Below are 25,861 nucleotides of genomic sequence, written 5' to 3'. Positions count from 1 at the left end.
GGAAAATCCTTTTATGCCGGCCCCGAGGCTTCGGGGGCACAAAAGATTTGGAAGGACAGCAGGAAACAGCTCCTTATTGAACTACTGATCAAAAAAAGGTTCAACTTTACGCTGAACCTTTTAGGAGAATTAATAATTTGCTTTCTGAAATTATTTATTTTTTTGCTTTTACAGCTTTTTTGCTTTTATAATACTTATTGTATTTTGGATATGTTATAAGTGCAATTAAGGAAATAGTCCCTAGTGAATAATAAACCCAGCTTAATGAATGTGCTTCTCCACTTGCGTAAGAGTGCAGACCAACCAAATGGAAATTTACGCCATAATACGTAAACAAAATCGATACAAAGGCGTACATACTCATTACGTTGAAAAACCATTTACTACGAAGCGATGGTACAAAACGAGCGTGAATTACGAATGCATATATCATGATTGAAATTAATGCCCAGGTTTCTTTTGGATCCCATCCCCAGTAACGTCCCCAGCTTTCGTTGGCCCATTGTCCTCCAAGAAAGTTTCCTATTGTTAACATAATCAAACCAATAGTCAAAGCCATTTCGTTGATATAAGTGATTTCTTTGATATTCAATTCCATTTTGGTTTTGTTTTTCTCATTAGTAAAGAAAATCAATATCAGGGCTACAAAACCTAAAATCATTCCAAGTGCGGTAGGGCCGTAACTTGCCACAATAACTGCAACGTGAATCATTAACCAATATGAATTCAAAACAGGTTGTAAATTGGCAATTTCAGGATCAATCCAATTGGCGTTTGATGCCATAAAAATCATCGCTGTTACAAACGCTGCAGATGCCACAGTAAGTTTCGATTTTCTGTCAAAAGCCAATCCAAAAAACATTGTTGACCAAGCTACATACACAATGGCTTCATAAGCATTACTCCACGGTGCGTGACCCGAAATATACCAACGGGCAATTAATGCGACTGTGTGAAGTGCAAAGATTAACCCAATTAATATATGAAAACCATTTACAGTGATTCGTAACCATTTTTTATCGAAAAAGATACTGAAAAGTGTAAAAATCAACATGAAGATTCCTGAAAGAGAATACCAGTAAAACATTTTTGGTAAAATATTATAAGTATTGTACGCGATTTCAAGGTCAATTTTTTGTTCGCTTGGGCGTACTTTACTTCCAAATTTCTTCTGGAAACCATTAATACTTTCAACCAACTGATCGGCAGTACCAAAATTTTTAGAAATAGAACCGTTGTTTAATGCACTAAAATACATTGGAAGAATTTGTTTTACATATGTAGAATCCATTCCTTTTAAGCCTGCATTATTCAATTCTAAATAAGAGATCCATTTATTGTTTGGGTCATTAGGAATAGGAAATATTCTTAAAATACTTCCGCTTAATGCCGATTCCATTAAATTTACTTTTTTATCCGCTTCGATAAAATCTTTCTCAAAACTATTTGGATTTCCTGCTTTGTAAGCAGCATCTAAATAAGGTGCAAGCTTATAATTTCCGTTTTCGTCAAAAAACTTTACAAACGGAGCTAATTTTGCTTTTCTGTCAACACCAATAATTTTACGAATACTATCATCTTTTGTATTCAGGTAAATAATAGGAACCTGAATCCAAACCTGGGCGTATTGCGTCATAGACAAAAATACCTGATCAGAATTCATTCCATTATAGGTATCGCTCTGACTTACTTTTCTCAATAATTCAGATGAAAAAGTATTGATAGGTTTCATTCTACCTCCTGCATCCTGAATAATCAAACGTCCAAATTTTGCAGCATGTTCTTTAGGAGCTTTATATATTGTCAATAAAGAGTCAATTTGTTTTTGACTTGGCGGAGCTGTAACGTGATTGGCGTGATCGTTTGGATCTTCGTTATGCGAATGATTATGTTCATGAACATGAGGCGCTTGCGCAAAGCCATTCAAACTAAATAATAAAACAAAAATGGTAATTAGTTTTTCTTTTTTCTTTTTCACTGCTTCTAATTTGCGTTTCAAATCTGCAAAACGAGAATGTTTGGTAAACATAATAGCCATCAAACCGAAGAACAACATAAAATATCCTAAATAAGTAATTGAAGTTCCCCAGAAATCGTGGTTTACAGACAATACAGTTCCTTTTTCGTCGGGATCAAATGATGATTGAAAGAATCTGTATCCTTTATAATCTAAAACGTGGTTCATATAAATATCAGCATCAAAAGTTTCTGTAGAATCCTGAACGGTTACTTTACTTTCAAAAGAAGAATAACTTTTCTCAGTTCCAGGATATTTGGTTGCTATAAAATCGTTTAATTTTACTTTAAATGGCAAAACATAGGCTTTACTTCCGTAGAATAAAGTGTATTCAATTTTTCCTATTTTAACTGTTTGCGGTTCACCAATACTACCTTTAGAACCTAAAAGTCTTACTTGTTTTTCTTCACCATCAGCTTTAACTTTTACAATTAAAGCATCGTTATGAGATTTTGCTTTATAGTCATTATTTGACTCATAATCAACGATTCCTCTAACAGCAGGATCTGGAAAAACGATTCTAATATCACCAATACTATATAAAGATCGCATCATTAACGGCTGTACATTATCTTTCGTAACATCACCTTCAAGCTTATCAGCCATTCTCATAAAACGTCCTTCAAAAGGAGTTTGAATGGTGTATTTTTCGCCAGTTGTATTGATATTTATGGCACCATCTGTTGGTTTATTTAAAGCAAATAAAACATTATGAATGTTTTGAACTTCACCTTCTTTCAGGAAATGTTCTTCACGTCCGCCTGCTCCTGCTTCTACCAATTTAAGGTATAAAGTTCCATTTGCACTTGGTTTTATAGTTTCTTTAGCGCCCATGATATATTTGTCAAAAGTCACTTCAAAAGGAGTTTCATCAAATTTTCCTGAAATACTAAAATCATTATTGGTAACGGGTGATAACAAAAGGCTTTTTCAAAAACCCTGCGTTTCATTTCGCCTTTATATTCACCATCAGCAAGAATGGTTATGAATGTTTTATCAGAATAAATTTGGTTTTCGGCAGCGCCTTCGCGAATTGGCATCATACCTTCGTAACTAATATAACGTGTAATAAAAGCTCCTAAAAGAATAAAAATAAAAGCAATATGAAGTAATAAAGTTGCCCACTTTTCTTTTTTTAATAATTGATAACGTTTGATGTTTCCGAAGAAATTGATCAGGAAGAAAACCATTATGGCTTCAAACCACCAGGTATTGTAAATTAAAATTCTGGCTGTATCGGTATTGTATTTACTTTCGATAAAAGTTCCAACACCCATTGCTATTGCAAATGTTAAAAAAAGAACGGCCATTAATCGTGTAGAAAACAAAAAAGAGAATATTTTTTTATCCATTTTTGAGGAATTACATTGTATAAAAGTGCCACAAAAGTACTTAAAAATGTTGAGTATCGATATTTGCCATTTGTTAATTAAAACCAAAAATAGGCTTAATTTAATTTGATGTTTTCATCTTAAACAAGTTAAATACTACAATTAATCTATTTTAGAATTTCTTTGAAAATGAAAAAATTTCATTAGATTTGTGTAATCGATTACATTTTTAATTTATATTTGAAAACCAAGATTTATTTCAGAATTAATAAAAATCAAGATTCAAAATAAGAATTACAGCTATTAATAACCACACTCATATAATTTCGAAATGAAAACTAACTCAACTAACTTATTGTGCATTCTCGCAGCTTTTTTAGCGACTTGTTTTTCAGGAAGTATTCAGGCTCAAAAATCAAAAACAACTGATGTTTATCCTGGCATTGAATTTAAAATGTCGAAAGTTCAGGAACCAAAAATCCCTAATAACTCCGTCAATATAAAAGATTTTGGAGCTGTAAACGGCGGTTACACTCTTAATACAAAGGCTTTCGCCGATGCTATAGAAGCTGTTTCAAAAAAAGGAGGCGGAAAAGTTGTTATTCCGCCCGGAATATGGCTTACAGGACCAATTATTCTGAAAAGTAATATTGAATTGCATGCAGAAACCGGAGCATTAATCAAATTTTCGACCGATAAAAGTCTATATCCTATCATAGAAACCAGTTTTGAAGGTTTAAATACATGGCGATGCATCTCTCCTATTTATGGTAAAAATCTTGAAAACGTTGCTTTTACAGGAAATGGTGTTTGGGATGGTTCAGGTGAAGTTTGGAGACAAGTTAAAAAAAGCAAACTAACAGAAAGCCAATGGAAAAAAGTCATTGCTTCTGGAGGAGTTTTAAATGAGAAAAAAGAAAGCTGGTATCCATCAGAAACTTTTATGAAAGCTTCTATTGGTGCCGATCAAAATGTGCGCCTTGATTTAAAAACAAAAGAACAATTTGAAGCTATTCATGATTTTCTTCGTCCGGTAATGGTAAGTATTCAAAACAGTAAACGAGTGCTGTTTGACGGACCGGTTTTTCAAAATTCCCCGGCATGGAATATTCATCCTTTAATGGTTGAAGATTTAATTGTTAGAAACGTAACCGTTCGCAACCCATGGTATTCTCAAAACGGAGACGGTCTTGATGTTGAATCCTGTAAAAATGTATTGATCGAAAATTCCAGTTTTGATGTTGGTGATGATGCTATTTGTATTAAATCAGGAAAAGATAAGGATGGTCGCGATCGTGGCGTTCCCTGCGAAAATATCATCGTAAGAAATAATATCGTATATCACGGACATGGCGGCGTAACAGTTGGAAGTGAAATGTCTGGTGGTGTAAAAAACCTTCACGTATCTAACTGTACTTTTATGGGAACTGATGTTGGATTGCGTTTTAAAAGCACACGCGGACGTGGCGGAATTGTTGAGAATATCTATATTTCAGATATTTTTATGACCGATATTCCATCGCAGGCAATTTCTTTTGACCTTTATTATGGAGGAAAATCTATCGCAGAAACTTTGGCCGAAGGTGGAAATAAAATTAATACAAAAGCGATTCCCGTAAATGAAGAAACGCCTCAATTCAAAAATATTTCGATTAAAAACATAACGATTTCAGGAGCTTATCAGGCTGTATTTTTACAGGGTTTGCCTGAAATGAATCTTGAAAATATTGAGATTTCAAATCTAACTGCAAAAGCAGAAAAAGGTTTTTCTATTATAGATGCAAACGGAATTAAAATAACAAATGCCAAATTAGACATCAAGAGTCCAACCATTTTTGAAATCTATAACGGAAAAAACATGTCATTAAAAAATGTTGAATTCAACTCGACTTCTGCAAAAGCCGTTACTATAGATGGCGCCGCAAGTGAGAAAATTGAATTGGTTTCTTCTAAAGATGTAAATTATTCTAAAACAACAACTATTGGTGAAACTGTTTCTAAAGGAGCGGTGAAAATGTAAAAGAACAAAAAAATATAACCCAGCTTATTAATACTAATTTACGCTGGGTTATATCTTTAAAATTATTTAGATAATGTGTTTTTCTTCAAAGCCATTATTTCTTCATTTTGCTTTTTATTTTCTTCTATCAAACTTTGAATATTCTTGTTTTGATCAATCATATAAAGTGTCAATTCCTCTATTTTCTGCAAAAGCTTGGCATTCATTTCGCCTAGATTAATACCGTTTTTAAGCACTTCTTCTTCATTTGGAATATTTTCTAAATGTCCTTTTTCATTAATATGTTTTTCAACTTCTGCAAGCGTTGGCAAATTGTATTCCTTTTTAAAAACAAAGTCAGACCAGCCAAGCAAATCTACTTTCACTTCTTTGGAATGAATTGTGCCGTTTACGTCTAGTTTATTACTTGGGTTTATTTTTCCAATACCAACGTTGCCATAATGATCAATTCTCATTTGCTCTTGGTTGTCATTAGTATTAAAAGATATCCCTCCTCCACTAGTACCGCTACCTCTAAAAAAATTAATAGAACTATTTGTAATATTATAAAAACTATGTTCTATTGAGAAAGATTTACCGTTTACAATTGAAGTATTATATCCTCGTACTCCTAGAAAAGTCCCATCACCAACAGAATCACCTTCTGGCAATCTGGCAAATACTGCTGATAAAATACCATTTCCAGTATTTTTTGCTACATCTAAAACGGCTCTTGGAGTATTAGTTCCAATACCTACATTTCCATCATAGTTCCATGTCATAACGTGTTGATCTGGTATTGAATTTGTATTTGCATTTCCATTAATATACAAATCAAGCTTACTTCCATACAATCCACTTCCACCATGTCCTATACGAAATTCAGCATTTTCATTATATGAATAATTTACCGTACCATTTCTAGAAAGTTTTAAAATTGATTGAGTTGGGGAGATTTGTCCTGCTGGTACACTTGTATTTACAGTTTCTCTTATTTCTAAATTACTAGTTGGGTTTAAGGTTCCTATACCAACATTACCTCCATCAGTTGGGAAAAAATTTTGAGCAAAACTTATTTGAGATAAGACTAATGTAAGTAGTAATATTTTTTTCATTATCTTGATTTATTTTTTAAGTTCCTTAACTATATTTTCCAATTCTAATTGTCTCATTTTTACTTCAGCATTCTCTTTCTTCATTTCAATATTCTCTTTTTTCATTTCAATCATGTAAAGCGTCAATTCCTCTATTTTCTGCAAAAGCTTAGCATTCATTTCTCCCAAATTAATACCATTTTTAAGCACTTCTTCTTCGCTTGGGATATTTTTAAGATGTCCTTTTTCATTAATATGTTTTTCAACTTCTGCAAGAGTGGGCAAATTATACTCTTTTTTGAAAACAAAATCAGACCAGCCAAGCAAATCTACTTTTACTTCTTGTGAATGAATGGTACCTTTTACATCTAGTTTATTGGTTGGGTTTGCTTTTCCAATACCAACGTTACCATCTATTAGAAAAAGTTCATCCATATATCCTTTTGAATAAGAACTTAATACTAATCCCATTCGTGAATCATTTCCAGAAGCAAAAGTTAAATAACTTCTTATTTGAGGTCCTTGTAAGTCATTCCCGTAAGCAGTGAAAATAATTTTATTACCCTTTCCTGCAATGTTTTCATAATTTTTTAAGATTAAATCTTTATTAATCCCTAGATTACCATTAATACTTTGATCTCCAGTGAAAGTATTAGTTCCTCTAGTTGCAAATTCTATCCAGGACGAGCCATGGGAAGACAAATTAGCTGAAACAATTTTTCTAAAAAATAATCTGTCATTTTCAGAAAATGAAGATGATATTTGCATTTGATAATTGTTTTCCGGATTCGTGTGTCGGGTTACTAATAAATGTTGCCAACCATCGTATGAACCATCAGGAGTAATTCCTATTGGATTGTAACCATTGTATAAACCTGATTTAAGAGGAACATTAAAATCATTAATTTGAAGTGCATGTCCGTCTCCAATTTGTTGAGAAAATGATATTTGTATAACACAGAATATTGCCAAAAATGTAATTGTACTTTTCATTTATATTTTTTTAAATTATTAGAGCCAAAAATAAGTAAAGAAAATATTTATCTAAACTTATTAAAAATATTTTTCTTACTATTTTTAAGATAATAAAGAGATGATTTTAATTTTATGTGTGTTGATTAATAGGTTATATCCATTCAAAAAATAATGCTAATTTTGCGTTATGATTAAAATAACGTTAATTGGTTCCGGAAATGTTGCGCAGCATTTGATAAAAGCTTTCGCTAAAAGTGAGCTTGTTGAAATTGCACAGGTTTTTTCCAGAAAAAAGAAACTCTAGCTTCTTTGATTGAATTTGATAAAATTGTAGACGATTTTCAGGATTTAAAAGAAGCAGATCTATATATTATCGCTGTTACAGATAACGCAATTTCTGAAGTTTCAGCACAATTACCTTTTAACAATCAGCTTGTTGTTCATACTTCAGGAACTGCATCAATTGATACTTTAGACGCTAAAAATCGTAAAGGCGTTTTCTATCCCTTACAAACTTTTTCTAAAAATAAAGAAGTTGATTTTTCGGTGATTCCGATTTGTCTGGAAGCTGAAAACACATTTGACTTTCGTGTTTTAGACACCGTAGCAAAAAGTATTTCAAAAGCTGTTTTCCCTATAAATTCAGAGCAGCGTAAGGCACTTCATGTTGCTGCCGTTTTTGTGAATAATTTCACCAATCATTTATATCAGATTGGTCAGGAAATTTGTGAAGAGAATAAAGTTCCTTTTGAAATATTGAAACCTTTAATTCAGGAAACGGCTGATAAAATTAATACTTTAAATCCAACTGAGGCTCAAACCGGACCTGCAAAACGCAATGATTCGACTACAATTGAAGCGCATTTGGAATATTTGACAAATGAAAATCAAAAGAATATTTATAAAATACTAACACAATCTATACAAAATAATGGCAAAGAGTTATAAAGAAATAATGAACGATATTACAACATTTGTTTTTGATGTTGATGGCGTACTTACAGACAGTTCCGTTTTTGTAACCAGCGAAGGCGAAATTCTTCGCACGATGAATATTCGTGATGGTTTTGCCATGAAAGCAGCTGTAGAAAGTGGCTATCATGTTTGTGTTATTTCTGGCGGAAGCAATGAAGGTGTTCGTGTTAGACTTCAAAATTTAGGTATTAAAGACATTCATTTGGGAACTCCTAACAAGGTTGAAACCTTTAAGGAATACACTGATACTTATAATATTAAACCGGAACAAGTTTTGTATATGGGCGATGATATTCCTGATTTTCATGTTATGAAATTAGTAGGATTACCAACTTGTCCGCAAGATGCAAGTCCTGAAATCAAAAATATCTCCCGTTATATCTCTCACGTAAAAGGCGGACGAGGTGCTGCACGTGATGTAATCGAGCAAGTGATGAAAGTACAGGGAAAATGGATGGAGTATTTTAATGGTCAGCACGACTAATAATTATAAACTATTAATGATTTTCGTTGTGGTAAAAAGCCTTTGAACCTTTGTCCCTCAGAACCTTAGAACCTTCAAAAAAAATGAAATACCTTAAACTCATTCGTTACCAAAACCTGTTAATGCTGGCTTTTATGCAGCTTTTATTTCGTTATGCTTTTTTAAAACAGCAGGATATTCCTTTGGCTTTGGCCGACTGGCAATATGGGTTATTGGTTTTAAGTACCGTTTTATTAGCGGCAGCGGGATATGTAATTAACAATATTCTTGACGTTGCAACAGATAGAATTAATAAACCAAATGACGTAGTAATTGGCAAAGGCATTTCTGAAACCCGCGGTTACAATATTTACATTGGGTTAAATATTACAGGTGTTGCCATAGGCTGTTATTTATCAAATGTGATCATGAGACCAACTTTTGCCGTGATTTTTATATTGATTGCTTCGGTACTTTATTTTTATTCTACAAGCTTAAAACAAATTATGGTTTTAGGAAATTTTGTAGTAGCCGCTGTATTGTCATTTAGCGTTATAATTATTGGTGTTTTTGATCTTTTTCCGGCTACAAATGCTGAAAATCAGGCACAAATGGCGAGTATGTTTTCTATATTAATTGATTATGCCTTGTTTGCATTTATGATTAATTTTATTCGCGAAATAGTAAAAGATATCGAAGATGTAAATGGTGATTATAATCAGGGAATGAACACTTTACCAATTGCAATTGGAAATAGCAGAGCTGCAAAAATAGCCTTAGGATTTGCTATTATTCCTTTCATATTGTGTTTACTTTACATTAATAAATACTTTTTAGAAAACAATTTATATATCGTTACTCTGTATGCTTTTGCTTTTGTTTTAGCACCGCTTTTATACTTTATAGTAAAAACATTTGGTGCAAAATCACAAAAAGAATTCCATCATTTAAGTAATGTTTTAAAACTGATTTTGCTTTTCGGAATTTTATCAATTTTGGTTATTACCTTAAATATCAAGTACAATGCTTAAAGAAAAATTAAAAAAATATACTTTAATCCTGGCTTCGGGATCACCACGCAGACAGCAGTTTTTTAAAGATTTAGACCTTGATTTCGAAATCAGGTTAAAAGATATCGAAGAGATTTATCCACCGGAATTAAAAGCTGTTGAAATAACCGATTATTTGGCTGAATTAAAAGCCAGCGCATTTGAAGGTGAACTAAAACCAAACGAAATTTTAGTAACCAGCGACACCATTGTCTGGCATCAAAATAAAGCTTTAGGAAAACCTAAAAGTGCCGAAGAAGCTTTTGAAATGATCAAATCAATGTCGAATACTACACACGAAGTATTTACATCGGTTTGTTTTAAAACCAACTCTGCTTCTACCCTAATTAATGATGTAACAAAAGTAACCTTCAAAGATTTGTCTGACGAAGCTATTTTATATTATATAGAAAACTACAAACCTTATGATAAAGCCGGAGCTTATGGCATTCAGGAATGGTTTGGTTTTATGGCAGTTGCAAAAGTTGAAGGCTCTTATACCAATGTTATGGGCTTGCCAACAGCTAAAGTTTACGAATATTTGAGTACTTTAGTGTAAAAATTTATTTATGTTTTCTTTCAAAGAATATAGCCAGGAGATCTTAACCACCGTCATTCTACTTTTAGCCTTAATGGCATTACGCGTTATTATTGCAAAATTAATTCGTCGTTATGCACATTCAAGTCAATTATTAGAACATCGAACTAATTTGGTCATAAAGTATATTCACATATTAATGAATATATTAGTAACAATTAGTTTAATTGTTATTTGGGGTGTTGATACCAAAGATATTTTTATTACCGTTTCTTCAATTGCTACCGTTATTGGCGTTGCTATGTTTGCGCAATGGTCTATTTTGAGTAATATAACTTCAGGAATGATTTTGTTCTTTTCATTTCCCTTCAGAATTGGCGATACTATTAAAATTCATGATAAAGATTTTCCCATCGAGGCAGAAATAGAAGACATTAGTGCTTTTCATGTTAATCTTCGAACAAGAGACGGCGAAAGAATCATTTTCCCCAACAATCTACTGCTTCAAAAAGGGATTTCAATCATGCCAAGCCATTATGAAGATAAAGAGTTTTTTGACTAAAATTTATAATGGGAATCTTGTAAAGTAATATAAAAAACGTACAACACAATTTTGTGAGAAATTAAGGAATTTTGTTTAGATCAATTTTCGATCCATGTAACTTAATTTCTATACCAATGATTCGAACAATAAAATTGCCATTTTACGCTAAACTTTCCTTCATTCTTATAACTTTAATTTGTTTTGCATTTATATTTTGTGTCGGAAAAGATATCATTACACCCGTATTGATGGCCTTTTTATTTGCCGTTTTATTACTGCCTATTTTTACTCTTTTAAACGTAAGACTTAAATTTCCCAGACATCTTGCCGCAATACTTTGTGTTTTAATATTTGCTGCATTTATTGTGGGCATATTAGTTTTTATATCTTATCAGGTCAAAGATATCGCCAACGATTTTGATGCTATAAAGAAAAACGTTAATGTCTTTATAATTGAGGTACATAAGTTTGTAAAAGACAATTTTCATATTAGTATTGGTGAACAAAAAAATACCTTGATACAGTCACCAAAGATTCCGTTAAAAACGGAGGTGTCGTTACTTTGGGTTCTGCAATACTATCTATCACCGATCTTTTAATAGATTGTACTATTATTCCAATTTATACGTTTTTGTTCTTGCTGTACAAAGATCATTTTATTCTTTTTCTGGCAAAATTAGTCAACAAAGAAGACCATTCTGCTTTAAAAGATATATTAGGGCAAATACGGGTTTCTATAAATAATTATATTGTTAGTTTATTGTTAGAAATGATTGTAGTTTCCATTTTGACTGGTTTAGGGCTTTGGATTGTAGGCGTCAAATATTTTATTCTATTAGGATTAATAACCGGAATTTTAAACCTAATTCCTTATATAGGTATTACAATTGCGGGTATAATAACTCTTTTGGCATCTTTATCCGGAACGCCCGAAACATCTGTGTTTTTAAGTATTCTGTTGGTAAATCTCGTTGTTCAGTTAATCGATAATAATTTACTTGTGCCTTTAATTATTAATTCTAAAGTAGAAATTAATGCTTTTGTATCTATTTTGGGAATCATTGTTGGAGGAGCCGCTGCCGGAATTTCAGGAATGTTTTTGGCGATTCCGCTTTTAGCTATTTTGAAGATTATTTTTGAAAGAATCGAATCGTTGGAACCATGGGGATATTTAATGGGAAATCATATGCCGAGAAAATTTACATGGAGAATCAGAAAACTCAAAATTGAAAATTAAATAATAAATGGTTCTTTTAAAAAATATGAGGTTTATTTATCTTATATTCATGTAAAAATTATCTGTAAAAAGCCCACTATACTTAATGTTCCGAAACTTTAAAATAATACTTTCTATTTCACTATGCTTTTTTTGCAGAGCATTTGTGCGCAGGTAGATAAGCCTAAACCGGAAACAAAAAAAGATAGTGCGGCAATGTATAAAAAAATCCAAAACTATTCTAAAAAACACAAGTTTACCAAGACTTTGCACAAATTACTTTTTAGAGCCAATAAACCTAAAAAGAAAGAAGCTGAAATTATAGAAAAAGATACGGCCAATTACGATGGTAAAATTATTAGAAATATAACTGTAGTAACCTTAGATCCATTTGGTCATTCGATAGCAGATACTACGGCAAGACCTCGAAATTGGGGAGAACGAACTGGTAATAAACTTCATCTTAAAACTAAAAAAATAGCGATTTACAATTTATTGCTATTTAAAAGAAATGTTCCGTACGATTCTTATAAAGTGCAGGAATCTGAGCGTCTTATACGTGCGCAGCGATATGTAACAGCAGTTCGAATTACAAAGCAATTAGCGAGTCCGGCATCAGATTCTGTAGATGTTACCATTCGCGTTTTAGATTCCTGGAGTACCATTCCAAAATTCTCCATATCAAGCAGCCGGGTTTCTGTGGGATTTAAGGAAAAAGATTTTTTTGGTTCAGGCCAGGAACTTGAATATCGCTTTACCAATCGTTTTGATGACGGCCAAAATGCCAATGACGTTATCTACACAATACCAAATATCAAAAACACCTATATTAGTACCAAACTAAGATACAATATGGATTTGGATAATAATTATTCTAAAAGTATTGATATTGAACGTGATTTCTACTCGCCATTGACCAAATGGGCAGGCGGAATGTTTTTTGCACAAAATTTTAGAAGAGATACGCTTCAGGCGCCTTTACCTGATACCACATATGCTTTTCAGCCTTTTAAAAATAATGTACAGGATTTCTGGGTGGGAAAAGCATCAAAAGTTTTTGAAGATGATAATAATGGCGTTACCAATTTAATTGTATCTGCCCGTTTTCTGAATGTTGATTATACGGAAACGCCATCCGATTTATATGATCCAACACATTTTTATTCAGATGAAAAACTGCTTTTAAGCGGTATCGGAATCAATACCAGAAAATTCGTCAAGGACAGTTATATTTTTAGGAACGGAGTAACAGAGGACGTTCCTATTGGTAGAATTTATGGCATTACGCTTGGTTATCAGTATAAAAATAAATATTGGCGGCCCTATGTAGGAGCTCAGTTTTCTTTTGGAAATTACTATGACTGGGGATTTTTAAGTACCAATTTTGAAGCCGGAACTTTTTTTCATCAATCAAAAACGTATCAGACTTCGTTTTTATTTGAATCGAATTATTTTACCAAATTATATAGTATAGGAAATTGGAAATTAAGACAATTCGTAAATCCAAAACTGGTTTTGGGTGTAAATCGTGAGGAAATTATTGGAGACGAACTTAATTTAAATGAGCAAAATGGTCTTGCCGGATTTAATGCTGCATTATACGGAACCAGTAAAGCGGTTTTGTCATTGCAAACACAAACTTATTCTCCGCATGCAATATGGGGATTTCGTATGAATCCGTTTTTTAATTACTCCATCGCCGTGTTAGGAAGTCCGAATGATGCCATGTTCAACAACAAAGCTTATCAAAAAGTAACAATTGGCTTATTGATCAGTAATGACTATTTAGTTTTCAGTTCCTTTCAATTATCCCTGTCATACTATCCAAGTATACCGTTACAGGGTGATAATGTATTCAAAACCAATACTTTTGAAACTACAGATTTTGGTTTACAGAATTTTGAGCTTGCAAAACCAAGAATTGTTGAATATAAATAATCGATTTTATCTTCTTGTTTTTTGTAAAAAAAATGAAAAAAAAGTACTTTTTTAAAATTTCAGTAACTTTTTAAAAATCAATACATTCCCAGTACCGTAGCGGTTTTACATCGACGAAACGTGTATTTTATTCGTCAAAATACAAGCTGTTTTCATTTTTGGCACAGTATATGAATATCGTTAAATAACATTACGATTAATATAAAAAACTAAACAAAATGAAAACAATTAAAATAGCAATCGCGGGATTATTTCTTTTGGTTGCAAATGCCACACAAGCCCAGGTATCAGTTAATGTAAATATAGGATCGCCTCCAGCTTGGGGACCATCGGGTTATTCTGAAATGGAATATTATTATTTGCCGGATGTTGAAGCGTATTATGATGTTAGAGCTTCACAATTTATTTATTTTGGAGGAGGAAGATGGGTTAGAGCAACTCGTTTACCAAGACAATATCGTAATTATGATTTGTACGGAGGATATAAAGTAGTTTTAAATGATTATCATGGAAGAACGCCTTATACGTATTTTGACAGACACAGAGTAAAATATTACAAAGGATATCATGGTGCACCACAAAGACCATACAGACCAAGACCGGTTTATGGTTACAATGATCGTCATGACCACAGAGATGACAGACGCCACGATAACAGACATCATGATAAACATGATAGACACGATAAGCACGACAGACACGATCACGATGATCACGATGATCACCGTGGAAGAAGATAATTAATAGCCAATTTTTTTAAAGGAGAGTATCAAAATAATGATACTCTCCTTTTTATTTTTGTTTTTTTCTATATTTTCATCTTAAAAATCGGATCGATTTTTGAGCATTAACATTTCATTTAAATACTGTTCCATAAAATAATTAGTATTTTTGAAGCTATTTCAAAAAACAATCAAATCACACCATGCGAAAAATACAGGTTCAATTAATTCTTTTATTTTTTATAGGTTTTCAAATCTCTTTTGCACAACAACCTCAAAAACCAAGTTCTGTAGAAATTTACAATCAAATTAAAAAACTAAACTTTTTAGGTTCTGTATTATATATTGCTGCACATCCGGATGATGAGAATACCCGTTTAATCTCTTATATGGCAAATGAAATGAATGCCAGAACAGGATATTTATCATTAACTCGAGGCGATGGAGGACAAAACCTAATTGGACCGCAATTGCGTGAATTATTAGGCGTAATAAGGACTCAGGAATTAATCGAAGCAAGAAAAATTGATGGTGGAGAACAGTTTTTTTCACGTGCCAATGATTTTGGTTTTTCTAAAAACCCAGACGAAACTTTACAGATTTGGGATAAAGATAAAGTCCTTGCAGATGTTGTCTGGACAATCAGAAAATTTCAGCCAGACGTCATCATTAATAGATTTGATCATCGTTCGCCGGGAACTACTCACGGGCATCACACATCATCAGCAATGCTGAGCATTGAAAGTTATAAACTAACAAATGATCCTAAAATATATCCGGAGCAATTAAAATATGTTAAACCATGGCAGGTAAAACGACAGTTTTTTAATCCTTCGTGGTGGTTTTACGGAAGTCAGGAAAAATTTGATGCCGCTAATAAATCGAAGTTTACCAAACTGGAAACAGGTGTTTATTATACCGGAATTGGAAAATCGAATCAGGAAATTGCCGCTTTAAGCCGCAGCCGTCACCAATCGCAAGGTTTTGGAAGCACAGGTGTTCGTGGAAACGAAACCGAATATCTGGAACTTATAAATGGAGAAAATCCAAAAGATCGTGATAATTTATTCGACGGAATCGACACAACATGGAACCGTGTTAAAGGAGGTAAACCTGTTGGAGAATTAATTTCTAAAATTATTTCAAACTATAACTTTAGTAACCCATCTGCCAGTATTCCCGATCTGGTAAAAGCCTATTCGATGATTCAGTCTTTAGAAGATGATCATTGGAAAGAACTAAAAACTAATGCAATAAAAAACATTATTGCCTCTTGTTCCGGACTTTATCTGGAAGCTGTTGCCAGCGAACAGGAAGCAAGTCCGGGAAGCACTGTTAAATTAAGTCTCGAAGCCATAAACAGATGTTCTGTTTCAATGGAATTAACAAGCGTAACAACTTTGCCGGACAATAAAACTACAGTTCAAAACAGTATTTTACAAAACAACAACGATCAGAAAATCAACCTTCAGATTCAGCTTCCCAATACAATTGAATACACGCAGCCCTATTGGCTAAAAGAAAAAGCAAGCATAGGAATGTACACGGTCTCTAATCAGGAAAATATTGGAATTCCTGATATTATCAGAGAAGTAAAAGTTGTTTTTAATGTAAAAATTAATGGCGTTGAAATTCCGTTTGAGCGCATTGTTGTTTACAAATACAACGATGGTGTAAAAGGTGAAATGTATAATTTTCTGGATATAGTTCCAGAAGTTACGACTTCAATTTTAGAAAAAGTTTTACTTTTTGGAAGTACAAAAAGCAAAATGATTCCTGTAAAAGTTCGTGCAGGAAAAGACGATATCAAAGGAAATCTGAAGCTTGAATTACCAAAAAGCTGGGCAGTTTCTCCAAAAGAAATTCCGTTTACATTAGCAAAAAAAGGAACAGAACAAACTTTCTATTTTGAAGTTACACCGCCAACACTGCCGGAAGAAGCTGTTGCAAAAAGTGTTGTAACCGTTGACAACAAACGTTTTGACAAAGATGAAATTGTCATTGATTTTAATCACATTACCAAACAAATGGTTTTAAAATCTGCCGAATCAAAATGTATTCGAATTGATTTAAAAACTTCAGGAGATGCCATTGCCTATATTATGGGTGCAGGTGACGAAGTTCCGGAAAGTTTGACACAAATGGGTTATAAAGTTACGATTGTAAAACCGGAAGAAATTACGCCTGAAAAATTAGATTCATTTAGTACCGTTATTACCGGAATCCGCGCTTACAATACCGTAAATGCATTAGCAAACAAACAAAAAATACTTTTTGATTTTGTAAAAAGCGGTAAAAACATGATTGTTCAGTACAATACTTTTGGCAGAACTGTAACCGATCAGATTGCGCCATATCCCTTAAAAATATCAAATGATCGTGTTACCGAAGAAAATGCAAAAGTTACTTTTTTGGCACCAAATCACCCTGTATTAAATACACCAAACAAAATTACGTCAAAAGATTTTGAAGGCTGGACACAAGAACAAGGTTTGTATTATCCTAATGATTATGATGCTGCCTTCACTCCTATTTTATCATCGCATGATAAAGGCGAATCTGCTAAAGATGGCGCTTTATTAGTAGCACCGTATGGAAAAGGATATTACATTTACACAGGTTTAAGCTTTTTTAGAGAATTGCCGGAGGGTGTGGCCGGAGCTTACAGGTTATTGTCGAATATTATTTCGCTGAAACAGCCAATCGAAGCGCCTAAACAAGAACTAAAAAAATAGAGATTTCAAGAATATGGAAGCTAAAAAAACAAAAAAATGGAAAAAAAGCTACACCTACGTTTTGGTAGCCAACGCAATTTATATTGTGATTTTTTTCTTAATCATGCAATTATACTCATAACCTATGCAATTATTTGATTGGATCGTACTGATCGTTACGCTTTTATTTATTGTTGGTTATGGATCCTGGAAAACCAAAGGAAGTAAAAACGTCGAAGATTTTATTTTAGGAAACAATGAAACTCCCTGGTATACAGTTGGTCTTTCGGTAATGGCGACACAAGCCAGCGCTATTACCTTTTTATCAACTCCCGGGCAAGCCTATCACGACGGAATGGGTTTTGTGCAATTCTATTTTGGATTGCCAATTGCTATGATTGTAATTTGTTTGACATTTATTCCGCTTTATCATAAAAATAAAGTTTTTACAGCCTATGAATTTCTAGAAAAGCGATTCGATTTAAAAACGCGTTCTCTTGCTGCTATTCTTTTTTTAGTACAAAGAGGTTTAGGAACAGGTCTTACCATTTATGCTCCTGCAATTATTTTATCGGCTCTTTTGGGTTGGAATTTAACTTTTATGAACATCATGATTGGTGTTCTTGTAATTATTTATACATTTTCGGGAGGAACAAAAGCTGTAAACGTAACCCAGAAACAGCAAATGTTTGTAATTATGTCCGGAATGTTTATCACGTTTTTCCTGATTTTGCATTATTTGCCAAACGATATGACTTTTAACAGTGCAATGCATATTGCCGGTGCAAATGATAAAATGAATATTGTAGACTTCTCTTTTGATCCCGAAGAAAAATATACATTTTGGAGCGGTATAACAGGCGGATTTTTCTTAGCCCTTGCCTATTTTGGAACAGATCAATCGCAGGTTGGTCGTTATTTATCAGGAAAATCGATTCGCGAAAGCCAAATGGGATTAATAATGAACGGACTTTTAAAAGTTCCCATGCAATTCTTTATTCTGTTAACCGGAGTTATGGTTTTCGTGTTTTTTCAATTCAATCCGGTTCCGTTAAATTTTAATCCGAATAACAAAATTGTCATTGAAAAATCGGCTTTTAAAGAAGAATATCATGCCTTAGAAAAGAAATTAAGTAAACTTTCTGAAGATAAAAAAGTAATCAATTTATTGTATATTGATCAGTTGAATCAGGATTATGACAATCCAATTTTACGTAAAGAGTTAGTTGCTTTATCCAATAAAGAAAAAGATTTACGCGACCGTGCCAAAGAAATTATTTCAAAAGCCGATAGTAATAGTGAAACCAATGATAAAGATTATGTGTTTTTTCATTTCATTTTACATTATTTACCAAAAGGTTTAATTGGTTTATTATTAGCTGTAATTCTTTCGGCAGCAATGTCATCAACGGCCTCAGGTTTAAATGCATTGGCTTCTACAACAGCAATTGACATTTACAAACGAAATCTGAAAACCGAAAAATCAGAGAAACATTATTTGAATGCAACCAAATTCTTTACCCTTTTCTGGGGAATTGTAGCCATACTTTTTGCCTGTGTGGGAACTTTGTTTGAGAATTTAATTCAGCTTGTAAATATTATTGGTTCAATCTTTTACGGAACTGTTTTAGGAATCTTTTTGGTTGGATTTTATTTGCGCCGTGTACGAGCAAAAGCTATGTTTTGTAGTGCTGTAATAAGCCAGACCACCATTTTTGTTATTTATTATTTCCTGATTTACCGTCAGGAAAAATTAGGTTATTTATGGCTGAATTTTATTGGGGCGATTTTGACGATATTACTGGCATTGCTGCTGCAGTTTTTGCTTTTTAGAGACAAACCGGATGCTGAGGAAGTGGTTTTGGAGTAAATACAATTATCAAATTACACAATTTCGAGATATTGAAAATATTGTTAAATGACAAAAGAAGATTTTTTATTCCGTTTAAAAGATGCCAGTTTAATTGCTTTCGAATTTGCTGAACGTTATATTAAAGATAAACTGACTACTGATTTTAAGTATAATATAATTTTTACTCCAGCAAATACTAACGGAGACATTAGTCAATTTGATATTTATCCAGAAGACGAAGGAATAATAAAATTAAATTTAACTGATTATGAAGTTGTGGATTTACTTTACAGAAAAAATAAAATTCCAATATGGATTGACATAAACGTTCTTAAATCAAATAGGAAAAGTACAACCTTTAACCTTTTCTGCGCCGGAAGATATAGTGAGAATGAAGATGAACTTTATTATAACGATGCCAGATCTGCACCATTTGGTATTAAAAGCCCAACATTTCCTTTTGGTTATAAAGAAGGTGAAAAGTTTAAATTGCAACAAAAAAATAGTTTTAGAAAATTATACTTTAAACTTTACTGTATAAGAAGAAGATTATTTTATTAAAATTTAATTTAATTTCTTTAATTTGGTTCAGAACTTCCATTAAAATTGGGATAGTCTAAAACATAACAAAATGTTTCTCTAAATCATTTCCTTAAATGAAGAATAAAAGACAAATCCTAAAAATATTAAAAAGAGTATGGTTTACCATTGCTATTTTGTTTACGATTTGGTTGTTTTATTCTTATCAGGCTAAAGATGTTCCAGATTCCTATTTCGAAAGCAGTTCTAAAATATCAGTAAAAGACAGCGATGATTATTTTCTGTTTGAACCAAAGCAGAAATTTGATAAAATCTTTATTTTCTATCCCGGCGCAATGGTCGATCCAAAAGCGTATGTGCCATTATGCAGAAAAATTTCAGAAAACGGAATCAAAGTTTATCTGATAAAAATGCCCTGGAGATTAGCTACGAAAGGTTATGAAATTCCAAAACAGCTTGATTTATTTGCCGATAAAACCAAAACCTATATTTTATCGGGACATTCGCAAGGCGGAAAGATGGCTGCTCAGTTTGTAAGAGAAAATCCGGATTTAATTCAAAAACTGATTTTGATTGGAACAACACATCCGCGAGATATTTCATTGGCAGAAAGTAAAATTCCCATATTGAAGATATACGGTTCAAATGACGGTGTTGCCGATGAAAAAACAATTTTTAAGAATAAATCTAAACTTCCTGCAAATACAAAATTTGTAAAAATTAAAGGTGCCAATCACGGACAATTTGGCTATTATGATTTTCAATTGGGAGATGATTCTGCAACAATTTCCCGTGAAAAACAACAGGAAGAAACACTCCGTCATATACTTAATTTTATAAGTAAATAATTGTATCATAATTGTAATAAAAAGACTATTTTAGTATTTCCAAAATCTAGCCCTTAAACAAATAAAGAGTTTAAAATACTGATTATCAATTCAAAATTAGTTACTAGAGTAATTTAACTATAAAATTAGTAAATGAAATTTTCAGATGATATAGAGAAATTACTTCCGCTAGGTTATATCTTCCTTGTAATAATGGGGATATTGAAGGACAGTTTTTTTTATTATCAATTAGGAATAAACATTTTAAAATATTCTACAATAATGGATATTTTAATGAGTCCAATTGCTGAATTTACTTCAAATCCTATAATCTTAACCGCCATAATTCTATTATTTGGTTTGCATTATTATTTGCCCTCACTATTATTAAAATATAATAATATTAGATTCGTACAAAAAGCATTTGAATTAAAATCTACAGAAGGTTTGTCAATAAATGAAACTAAAAGTTATTTCAATAGTATCGCAATAAAATCTCTGGCAATTTTTTTATGCTCTTTTTTTCTTGGTTATGGGGTTGCGGGAGGATATTTTACATCAAAAAAAATTAAAAATGATAAGATAAAATACAACTATAAATTAAACTATAACAGCGGAGAATCGGAGGAAATTTATTTGATAAATACAAACTCATTATATTATTTCTACATAAGCAAAGGAAGTAAAACCATAGAAATAGCTCCATTGGCATCTATTAAAAATATAGAGTTAACAGATAACAAAATGCTTGGATTAAATTCTATAAAATAATTCGGATTTTACATGCTGTTATATTTTAAAAAAATACATAGAATTAAATATTTATAAATCAAACCTTAAACAAAATGAAAGACCTACATAAAATCAGCAATAAAACCAAAGCTGCTTTCATTTTGCTGATTGTGATGCTGATTATTATTTTAAGCAATTTCAATACGCTGCAAAACTCTAAAAAGGTAAATGAAAATATCAATGGGATTTATAAAGATCGTTTGGTGGTGGCACATTATATTTTTCAATATTCAAAAGAACTTCATTTTATAAAAGCCGAAGCAGAGAAATTGAACCTGAGCGATACTATTAAAACAGATGAAATTATTAGCACATTAAAAGTAATTCATTCGATAGACCAATTATACGAAAAAACAGTTTTGACACCAACAGAAAGAATATTTTTCCAAAATTTTCTAAATTCTTGTAATACAATTAATAAGCAAACCCAAAATAAAAATTGGGATCAAATTGCAAAATCAAGCGAAAAAGCTTTAAAAACTTTAGAACAATTATCCCAAATTCAAATTACAGAAGGAAAAGTAAAATTAGCCAGCGCAAATGCTATGTATAATGACAATAACAGTCTAGGCCAGCTTGAGATCGCTTTGCTTATTGTTTTGGGCGGAATTACTTTTTATTTATTAATTGTCAAAAAAACGAAGCGAACTATCAAGATTCCGGAACCACCGAGCATGAATTAGTTTATTATTTCAGTTTTCTGTCTTCTTCTTTAATAGCAAGATCGTTTATACTGGCAAATCTTTTTTGCATTAATCCGTTTGAATCAAATTCCCAATTTTCATTTCCGTATGCTCTAAACCAATTTCCGTCAAGATTTTGGTATTCGTACTCAAAACGAACCGCAATTCGATTTTCTGTATGTGCCCAATATTCTTTTTTTAGTTTATAGTTTCTTTCTTTATTCCATTTTTGAGTCAGAAAGGAAACGATTTCCTCTCTCCCATTTACAAACTGGTCTCTGTTTCGCCACTCACTATCAATAGTATAAGCTTTTGAAACACGTTCCGGATCCTGGCTATTCCAGGCATCTTCCGCCAATTGAATTTTTTCTAATGCCGTTTCGTATGTGAAAGGTGGCAATGGTAGTTTCTGTTCCATTTTTATAAAATTAAAGTTTTAATTATTTTTTTAGATTGTTCTATAAGATCGTTTGATTTAAATAACTGACTTTCGATAATACAGCTTTCAAAAAGCAAATAAACATGGTCTGCAATAAGATCGTTATGGATAAGATTCTTAAAATAATTCCGCAAGTCTGATTTATGACTTTGAATTACATTGAGCACTTTTGTATTATCAGAAGGAATTTCAGAAAGCAGGTTTAAAAAACTACAGCCTCTAAAATTTTCTTTCTTATTCATATAAATCAAAAAACCAAACGAAGCCTGAATTTTTAATTTTGGATCTTCTGTGTTTAAGGTGAAATTTTCCAATTCATTAAACCAGTATTCATGACGCTGATTTAAAAAAGCAACACACAAATCTTCTTTTGATTTAAAGTGTTGATAGAAGCTTGCTTTTGCCACTTTCGCCTCTTCAATAATCTGATTGATACCAGTGGCATTATATCCTTGTTTGTGAAATAAAACAAAAGCTTTGTCTAAAATTCGTTCTTTGGGTAACATTTGTGTGATGAATTAGAAATACAAATGTATGGAAAATTCAATACAAACAGACAAGTCTGTCTATTTATTTTTAAATAGATTAATACTGTCATTTCGAACGAAATGACAAAAAAAGAACGTTTTCTAATTAAAAAAAGACGCAAAAAAATCCCAAATTCCAAAGTCAAAGCTTTTGGAATTTGGGATTTATCCCGAAACTTCGGGATTGGAATTTTAAAGCATTATCTGCTCCACTCCGCAATACTATCTTTATTTAATTTTACGTAATCCTGATTATTAGCAGTTTCGGCAGCAGCCAATGAAGCTTTTGCAGTTTCAACGGCACCTTTTTTATCTCCTTGTTTTGCCTGGATCAACGATTTTAATCTTAAAATAAAATAAGGTTTTTCAGTACTCATATCTAGAGATTTATCTACATAAGTTCTTGCCGTTTCGATATTTCCGTTTGATTGAAATAAATATTGAGATGCAGCAAAATAATCATTTGCTGTTGGTCCGCCTAAAGTTTTTTCAATACTTGCAATCGCATTTTTTGCAGTTGGAACTTCAAATTTTAAAGCAACATGAGAGTTTTCCCAAGCCATTTCTAAATATCCGAAGTTTGGATCTAAACCATTAATTCCAATTGTAAATGTCTCAACTGGAGTTGGTAAAGCATCTTCTTTTACAGTGGTTCTTAAAACAACATACGATTCATTCCAATTTTCAGGTAATCCCCAGTTATCTGTAGAAAGATAAAAAATCACTTCCCAGCTTTCGATTTTAGGAATTGTATATATTGCATATTTTCCCTTTTTTAATGTTTTACCATCAATAATAACATCATCGCTAAAATTAATGATTGTATTTTCGTTAGCCCCTGTTCTCCATAATTTACCAAACGGAACTAAATTTCCAAATACAGCTCTTCCTCTGGCACCTGGTCTTGAATACGTAACTTCAACATCAGTTAAACCTACAGTTTGTTTTATATAACCTTTCGGACTCGCTTGTGGTGTTTTTATTTGTGCTTCTGTAGCAAAAGGAGCCAAAATAATGGCTAATGCAATAAGTAGTTTTTTCATTTCTTGTTTATTTTGTTTTGCCCAAATTTACAAATTCAATTAGCGAACAAATGTTAAATATTATATAATTCAAGCGCCTAGCTGTGATATTTTTTGTGCGTTTAATTCATTAAAATGGTTGATAATTAAATCAGCAGCAGATAAATCCTGCATTTTAGAATGATGGCTGTTATAACCTACACAAAACAAGTTTGCTGCTTTTGCCGCTTTCACTCCGTTTGTGCTGTCTTCAATTACAATACAATTTTCTGCCGGCGCCACAGACAATGATGCTGCATGAAGAAAAATGGCCGGATTAGGTTTTGATTGAGGAAAATCTTCTCCACTTACAATATGTGTAAAATAGGGATGCAAATTAAATCTTGTAAAAACACGATCAATCGTTACTTTTGATGCTGATGAAGCTAATACCAACTGTATTCCATTGGCATACAGATCTTTGATTAAATCTTCCACACCTTCTAACAGATACAAATCTTCTTTGGTATCAAAAGCATCATTAAAAATATTCCTTTTTCTCTGAATCAAATCTTCAACTTCATGTTCAATCGTTGGGAAAAAGCCTTTTAAGGTTTGAAAAGTATTTCGGGTCGAAAACCCAGTAAACGAAGTATACATTTCTTCGGTTACTTCGATATTCAATTCTGTAAATTGTTTATAATAAGCATAACGATGAACGGGTTCTGTATCGACAATTACACCGTCCATATCAAATATTACTGTTTTTATCATTTCTTTTTTAAGTTTCTAAGGTTCTGAGGAACTAAGATTCTGAGATACTGAGGTTCTAAGTTTTTTAGCTAAGTTTAAAATCTTAGCAGCTTAGAACCTTAGCATCTTAGTATCTATTTTTTCAGCAAATATCTAATTACGGTTTCGGCAGCGTGAAGTCCGAATAATCCTGGCATATAACTGTTTGTTCCGTAAAATGACTTTTTGAAGTTTTTTCCGTCGGTTAATTTTAAGCTTTTTTCGTCTTGAATTTCAGAAGAGAAAACCACTTTTAATTTGTTGATTTTGACTTCTTTCAAACGTTTTCTGATAGTTTTAGAAAAATAGCAGTTTATTGTTTTAGAAATATCACTCACTTTTACTTTCGAAGCCAGCATTTTTCCACCAGCACCCATACTGCTTATGATTTTAACTCTTTTGCGTTTGGCTGCAATAATCAAATTTAATTTTGGTGTGATACTGTCAATACAATCCAAAACATAATCAAATTCTGGAGAAACAATCTCAAAAGCACGTTCAGGAGATAAAAATTCCTGTATACGAGTTAGTTTCAATTCCGGATTAATATCCATCAATCGATCGCCAACAATTTTTATTTTTGGCTCACCAACTGTCGAATGCAATGCCGGCAATTGTCTGTTTATATTGGTTATATCAACTACATCGCCATCTACAATTGTCATACTCCCTACTCCTGCTCTTGCCAAAAATTCTGCTGCAAATGAGCCAACTCCTCCTAAACCAACTACTAAAACATTCGAGTTTTGCAAGTTCTGTAATCCTTCTTTTGTAAATAAAAGCTCGGCTCTTTCTGTCCACTCTGCCATATAAAATTCTTTTGTTTATTTCTT

The 25,861-nt window shown here is 32.3% G+C and carries 22 protein-coding genes and 2 pseudogenes; 16 read left to right on the top strand and 8 right to left on the bottom strand.

Translation table 11 applies throughout. From position 1 onward, the window contains the following. Positions 1 to 154: 154 nt before the first annotated feature. Positions 155 to 3,369: pseudogene (locus ACZZZT_RS14955) on the bottom strand (cytochrome c biogenesis protein). Between the two features lie 310 nt (positions 3,370 to 3,679). Here ACZZZT_RS14955 and ACZZZT_RS14950 point away from each other — a divergent pair. Beyond that, positions 3,680 to 5,368: a glycoside hydrolase family 28 protein gene (locus ACZZZT_RS14950; RefSeq protein ID WP_463460980.1), complete on the top strand. Its 1,689-nt coding sequence runs from the start codon at positions 3,680 to 3,682 to the stop codon at positions 5,366 to 5,368. A 62-nt stretch (positions 5,369 to 5,430) separates the two neighbouring features. Here ACZZZT_RS14950 and ACZZZT_RS14945 read toward each other — a convergent pair whose 3' ends face one another. Together ACZZZT_RS14945 and ACZZZT_RS14940 are read right to left on the bottom strand one after the other, a co-directional pair. Next, positions 5,431 to 6,462 carry a hypothetical protein gene (locus ACZZZT_RS14945; RefSeq protein WP_463460979.1) on the bottom strand — a complete coding sequence of 344 codons (1,032 nt, stop codon included), beginning with the start codon at positions 6,460 to 6,462 and terminating at the stop codon, positions 5,431 to 5,433. A 9-nt stretch (positions 6,463 to 6,471) separates the two neighbouring features. Continuing rightward, the gene (locus ACZZZT_RS14940) at positions 6,472 to 7,434 is read right to left on the bottom strand and encodes a hypothetical protein (RefSeq protein WP_463460978.1); all 963 of its coding nucleotides are present in this window, start codon (positions 7,432 to 7,434) and stop codon (positions 6,472 to 6,474) included. A gap of 169 nt (positions 7,435 to 7,603) precedes the next feature. Here ACZZZT_RS14940 and ACZZZT_RS14935 point away from each other — a divergent pair. The 15 genes and pseudogenes from ACZZZT_RS14935 to ACZZZT_RS14865 all read left to right on the top strand — a co-directional run bounded on the left by ACZZZT_RS14935 (position 7,604) and on the right by ACZZZT_RS14865 (position 22,269). Beyond that, positions 7,604 to 8,364, top strand: a pseudogene (locus ACZZZT_RS14935) (Rossmann-like and DUF2520 domain-containing protein). After that, positions 8,348 to 8,875: a KdsC family phosphatase gene (locus tag ACZZZT_RS14930; protein ID WP_042566914.1), complete on the top strand. Its 528-nt coding sequence runs from the start codon at positions 8,348 to 8,350 to the stop codon at positions 8,873 to 8,875. The pseudogene ACZZZT_RS14935 and the gene ACZZZT_RS14930 overlap by 17 nt, the downstream one beginning before the upstream one ends. 83 nt (positions 8,876 to 8,958) lie before the next feature. After that, entirely contained in the window at positions 8,959 to 9,885 is a 927-nt protein-coding gene (locus ACZZZT_RS14925) for a geranylgeranylglycerol-phosphate geranylgeranyltransferase (protein ID WP_073398230.1), read from the top strand. Next, positions 9,878 to 10,462, top strand: a complete 585-nt coding sequence (locus ACZZZT_RS14920) for a Maf-like protein (RefSeq protein ID WP_463460977.1) — start codon at positions 9,878 to 9,880, stop codon at positions 10,460 to 10,462. Before ACZZZT_RS14925 ends, ACZZZT_RS14920 begins: the two co-directional genes overlap by 8 nt. Positions 10,463 to 10,472: 10 nt before the next feature. Beyond that, a complete protein-coding gene (locus ACZZZT_RS14915; protein WP_042566912.1) occupies positions 10,473 to 11,003 on the top strand; it encodes a mechanosensitive ion channel family protein in 531 nt (176 codons plus the stop codon). 116 nt (positions 11,004 to 11,119) lie between these two features. Continuing rightward, entirely contained in the window at positions 11,120 to 11,584 is a 465-nt protein-coding gene (locus tag ACZZZT_RS14910) for an AI-2E family transporter (protein WP_463460976.1), read from the top strand. Further along, positions 11,548 to 12,222, top strand: a complete 675-nt coding sequence (locus ACZZZT_RS14905) for an AI-2E family transporter (protein ID WP_463460975.1) — start codon at positions 11,548 to 11,550, stop codon at positions 12,220 to 12,222. The genes ACZZZT_RS14910 and ACZZZT_RS14905 overlap by 37 nt, the downstream gene beginning before the upstream one ends. A 195-nt stretch (positions 12,223 to 12,417) precedes the next feature. Beyond that, positions 12,418 to 14,139: a hypothetical protein gene (locus tag ACZZZT_RS14900; protein ID WP_371198254.1), complete on the top strand. Its 1,722-nt coding sequence runs from the start codon at positions 12,418 to 12,420 to the stop codon at positions 14,137 to 14,139. Positions 14,140 to 14,357: 218 nt separating this feature from the next. Then, on the top strand, positions 14,358 to 14,879 hold the full coding sequence (locus ACZZZT_RS14895) for a hypothetical protein (protein WP_073398226.1): 522 nt from the start codon (positions 14,358 to 14,360) through the stop codon (positions 14,877 to 14,879). 185 nt (positions 14,880 to 15,064) lie between these two features. Further along, a complete protein-coding gene (locus ACZZZT_RS14890) occupies positions 15,065 to 17,596 on the top strand; it encodes a PIG-L family deacetylase (protein WP_463460974.1) in 2,532 nt (843 codons plus the stop codon). Positions 17,597 to 17,720: 124 nt separating this feature from the next. Beyond that, positions 17,721 to 19,445 carry a sodium:solute symporter family protein gene (locus tag ACZZZT_RS14885; RefSeq protein ID WP_463460973.1) on the top strand — a complete coding sequence of 575 codons (1,725 nt, stop codon included), beginning with the start codon at positions 17,721 to 17,723 and terminating at the stop codon, positions 19,443 to 19,445. Positions 19,446 to 19,493: 48 nt separating this feature from the next. Next, the gene (locus ACZZZT_RS14880) at positions 19,494 to 19,988 is read left to right on the top strand and encodes a hypothetical protein (protein WP_302096221.1); all 495 of its coding nucleotides are present in this window, start codon (positions 19,494 to 19,496) and stop codon (positions 19,986 to 19,988) included. Between the two features lie 95 nt (positions 19,989 to 20,083). After that, complete coding sequence (locus tag ACZZZT_RS14875) at positions 20,084 to 20,815, top strand: alpha/beta hydrolase (RefSeq protein WP_463460972.1); 732 nt, start codon at positions 20,084 to 20,086, stop codon at positions 20,813 to 20,815. A 132-nt stretch (positions 20,816 to 20,947) separates the two neighbouring features. Further along, a complete protein-coding gene (locus ACZZZT_RS14870; protein WP_302096223.1) occupies positions 20,948 to 21,565 on the top strand; it encodes a hypothetical protein in 618 nt (205 codons plus the stop codon). Positions 21,566 to 21,639: 74 nt separating this feature from the next. Further along, positions 21,640 to 22,269, top strand: a complete 630-nt coding sequence (locus tag ACZZZT_RS14865; RefSeq protein ID WP_042566903.1) for an MCP four helix bundle domain-containing protein — start codon at positions 21,640 to 21,642, stop codon at positions 22,267 to 22,269. 4 nt (positions 22,270 to 22,273) lie between these two features. On the opposite strand, the gene ACZZZT_RS14860 is transcribed toward ACZZZT_RS14865, so the two are convergent. The 5 genes from ACZZZT_RS14860 to ACZZZT_RS14840 form a co-directional block, all read right to left on the bottom strand. Continuing rightward, positions 22,274 to 22,687 carry a DUF1348 family protein gene (locus tag ACZZZT_RS14860; protein ID WP_463460971.1) on the bottom strand — a complete coding sequence of 138 codons (414 nt, stop codon included), beginning with the start codon at positions 22,685 to 22,687 and terminating at the stop codon, positions 22,274 to 22,276. A gap of 2 nt (positions 22,688 to 22,689) precedes the next feature. After that, positions 22,690 to 23,214, bottom strand: a complete 525-nt coding sequence (locus ACZZZT_RS14855; RefSeq protein ID WP_463460970.1) for a TetR/AcrR family transcriptional regulator — start codon at positions 23,212 to 23,214, stop codon at positions 22,690 to 22,692. Between the two features lie 221 nt (positions 23,215 to 23,435). Continuing rightward, positions 23,436 to 24,278: a DUF2911 domain-containing protein gene (locus tag ACZZZT_RS14850; RefSeq protein WP_042566900.1), complete on the bottom strand. Its 843-nt coding sequence runs from the start codon at positions 24,276 to 24,278 to the stop codon at positions 23,436 to 23,438. Between the two features lie 69 nt (positions 24,279 to 24,347). Then, the gene (locus ACZZZT_RS14845; RefSeq protein ID WP_463460969.1) at positions 24,348 to 25,010 is read right to left on the bottom strand and encodes an HAD family hydrolase; all 663 of its coding nucleotides are present in this window, start codon (positions 25,008 to 25,010) and stop codon (positions 24,348 to 24,350) included. Positions 25,011 to 25,123: 113 nt separating this feature from the next. Continuing rightward, entirely contained in the window at positions 25,124 to 25,837 is a 714-nt protein-coding gene (locus ACZZZT_RS14840) for a tRNA threonylcarbamoyladenosine dehydratase (RefSeq protein WP_463460968.1), read from the bottom strand. Positions 25,838 to 25,861 lie beyond the last annotated feature (24 nt).

The organism is Flavobacterium sp. AC274, assembly GCF_979258275.1.
The sequence above is the reverse complement of the archived record's forward strand: the minus strand, read 5'-3'. Positions and strand labels throughout refer to the sequence as shown.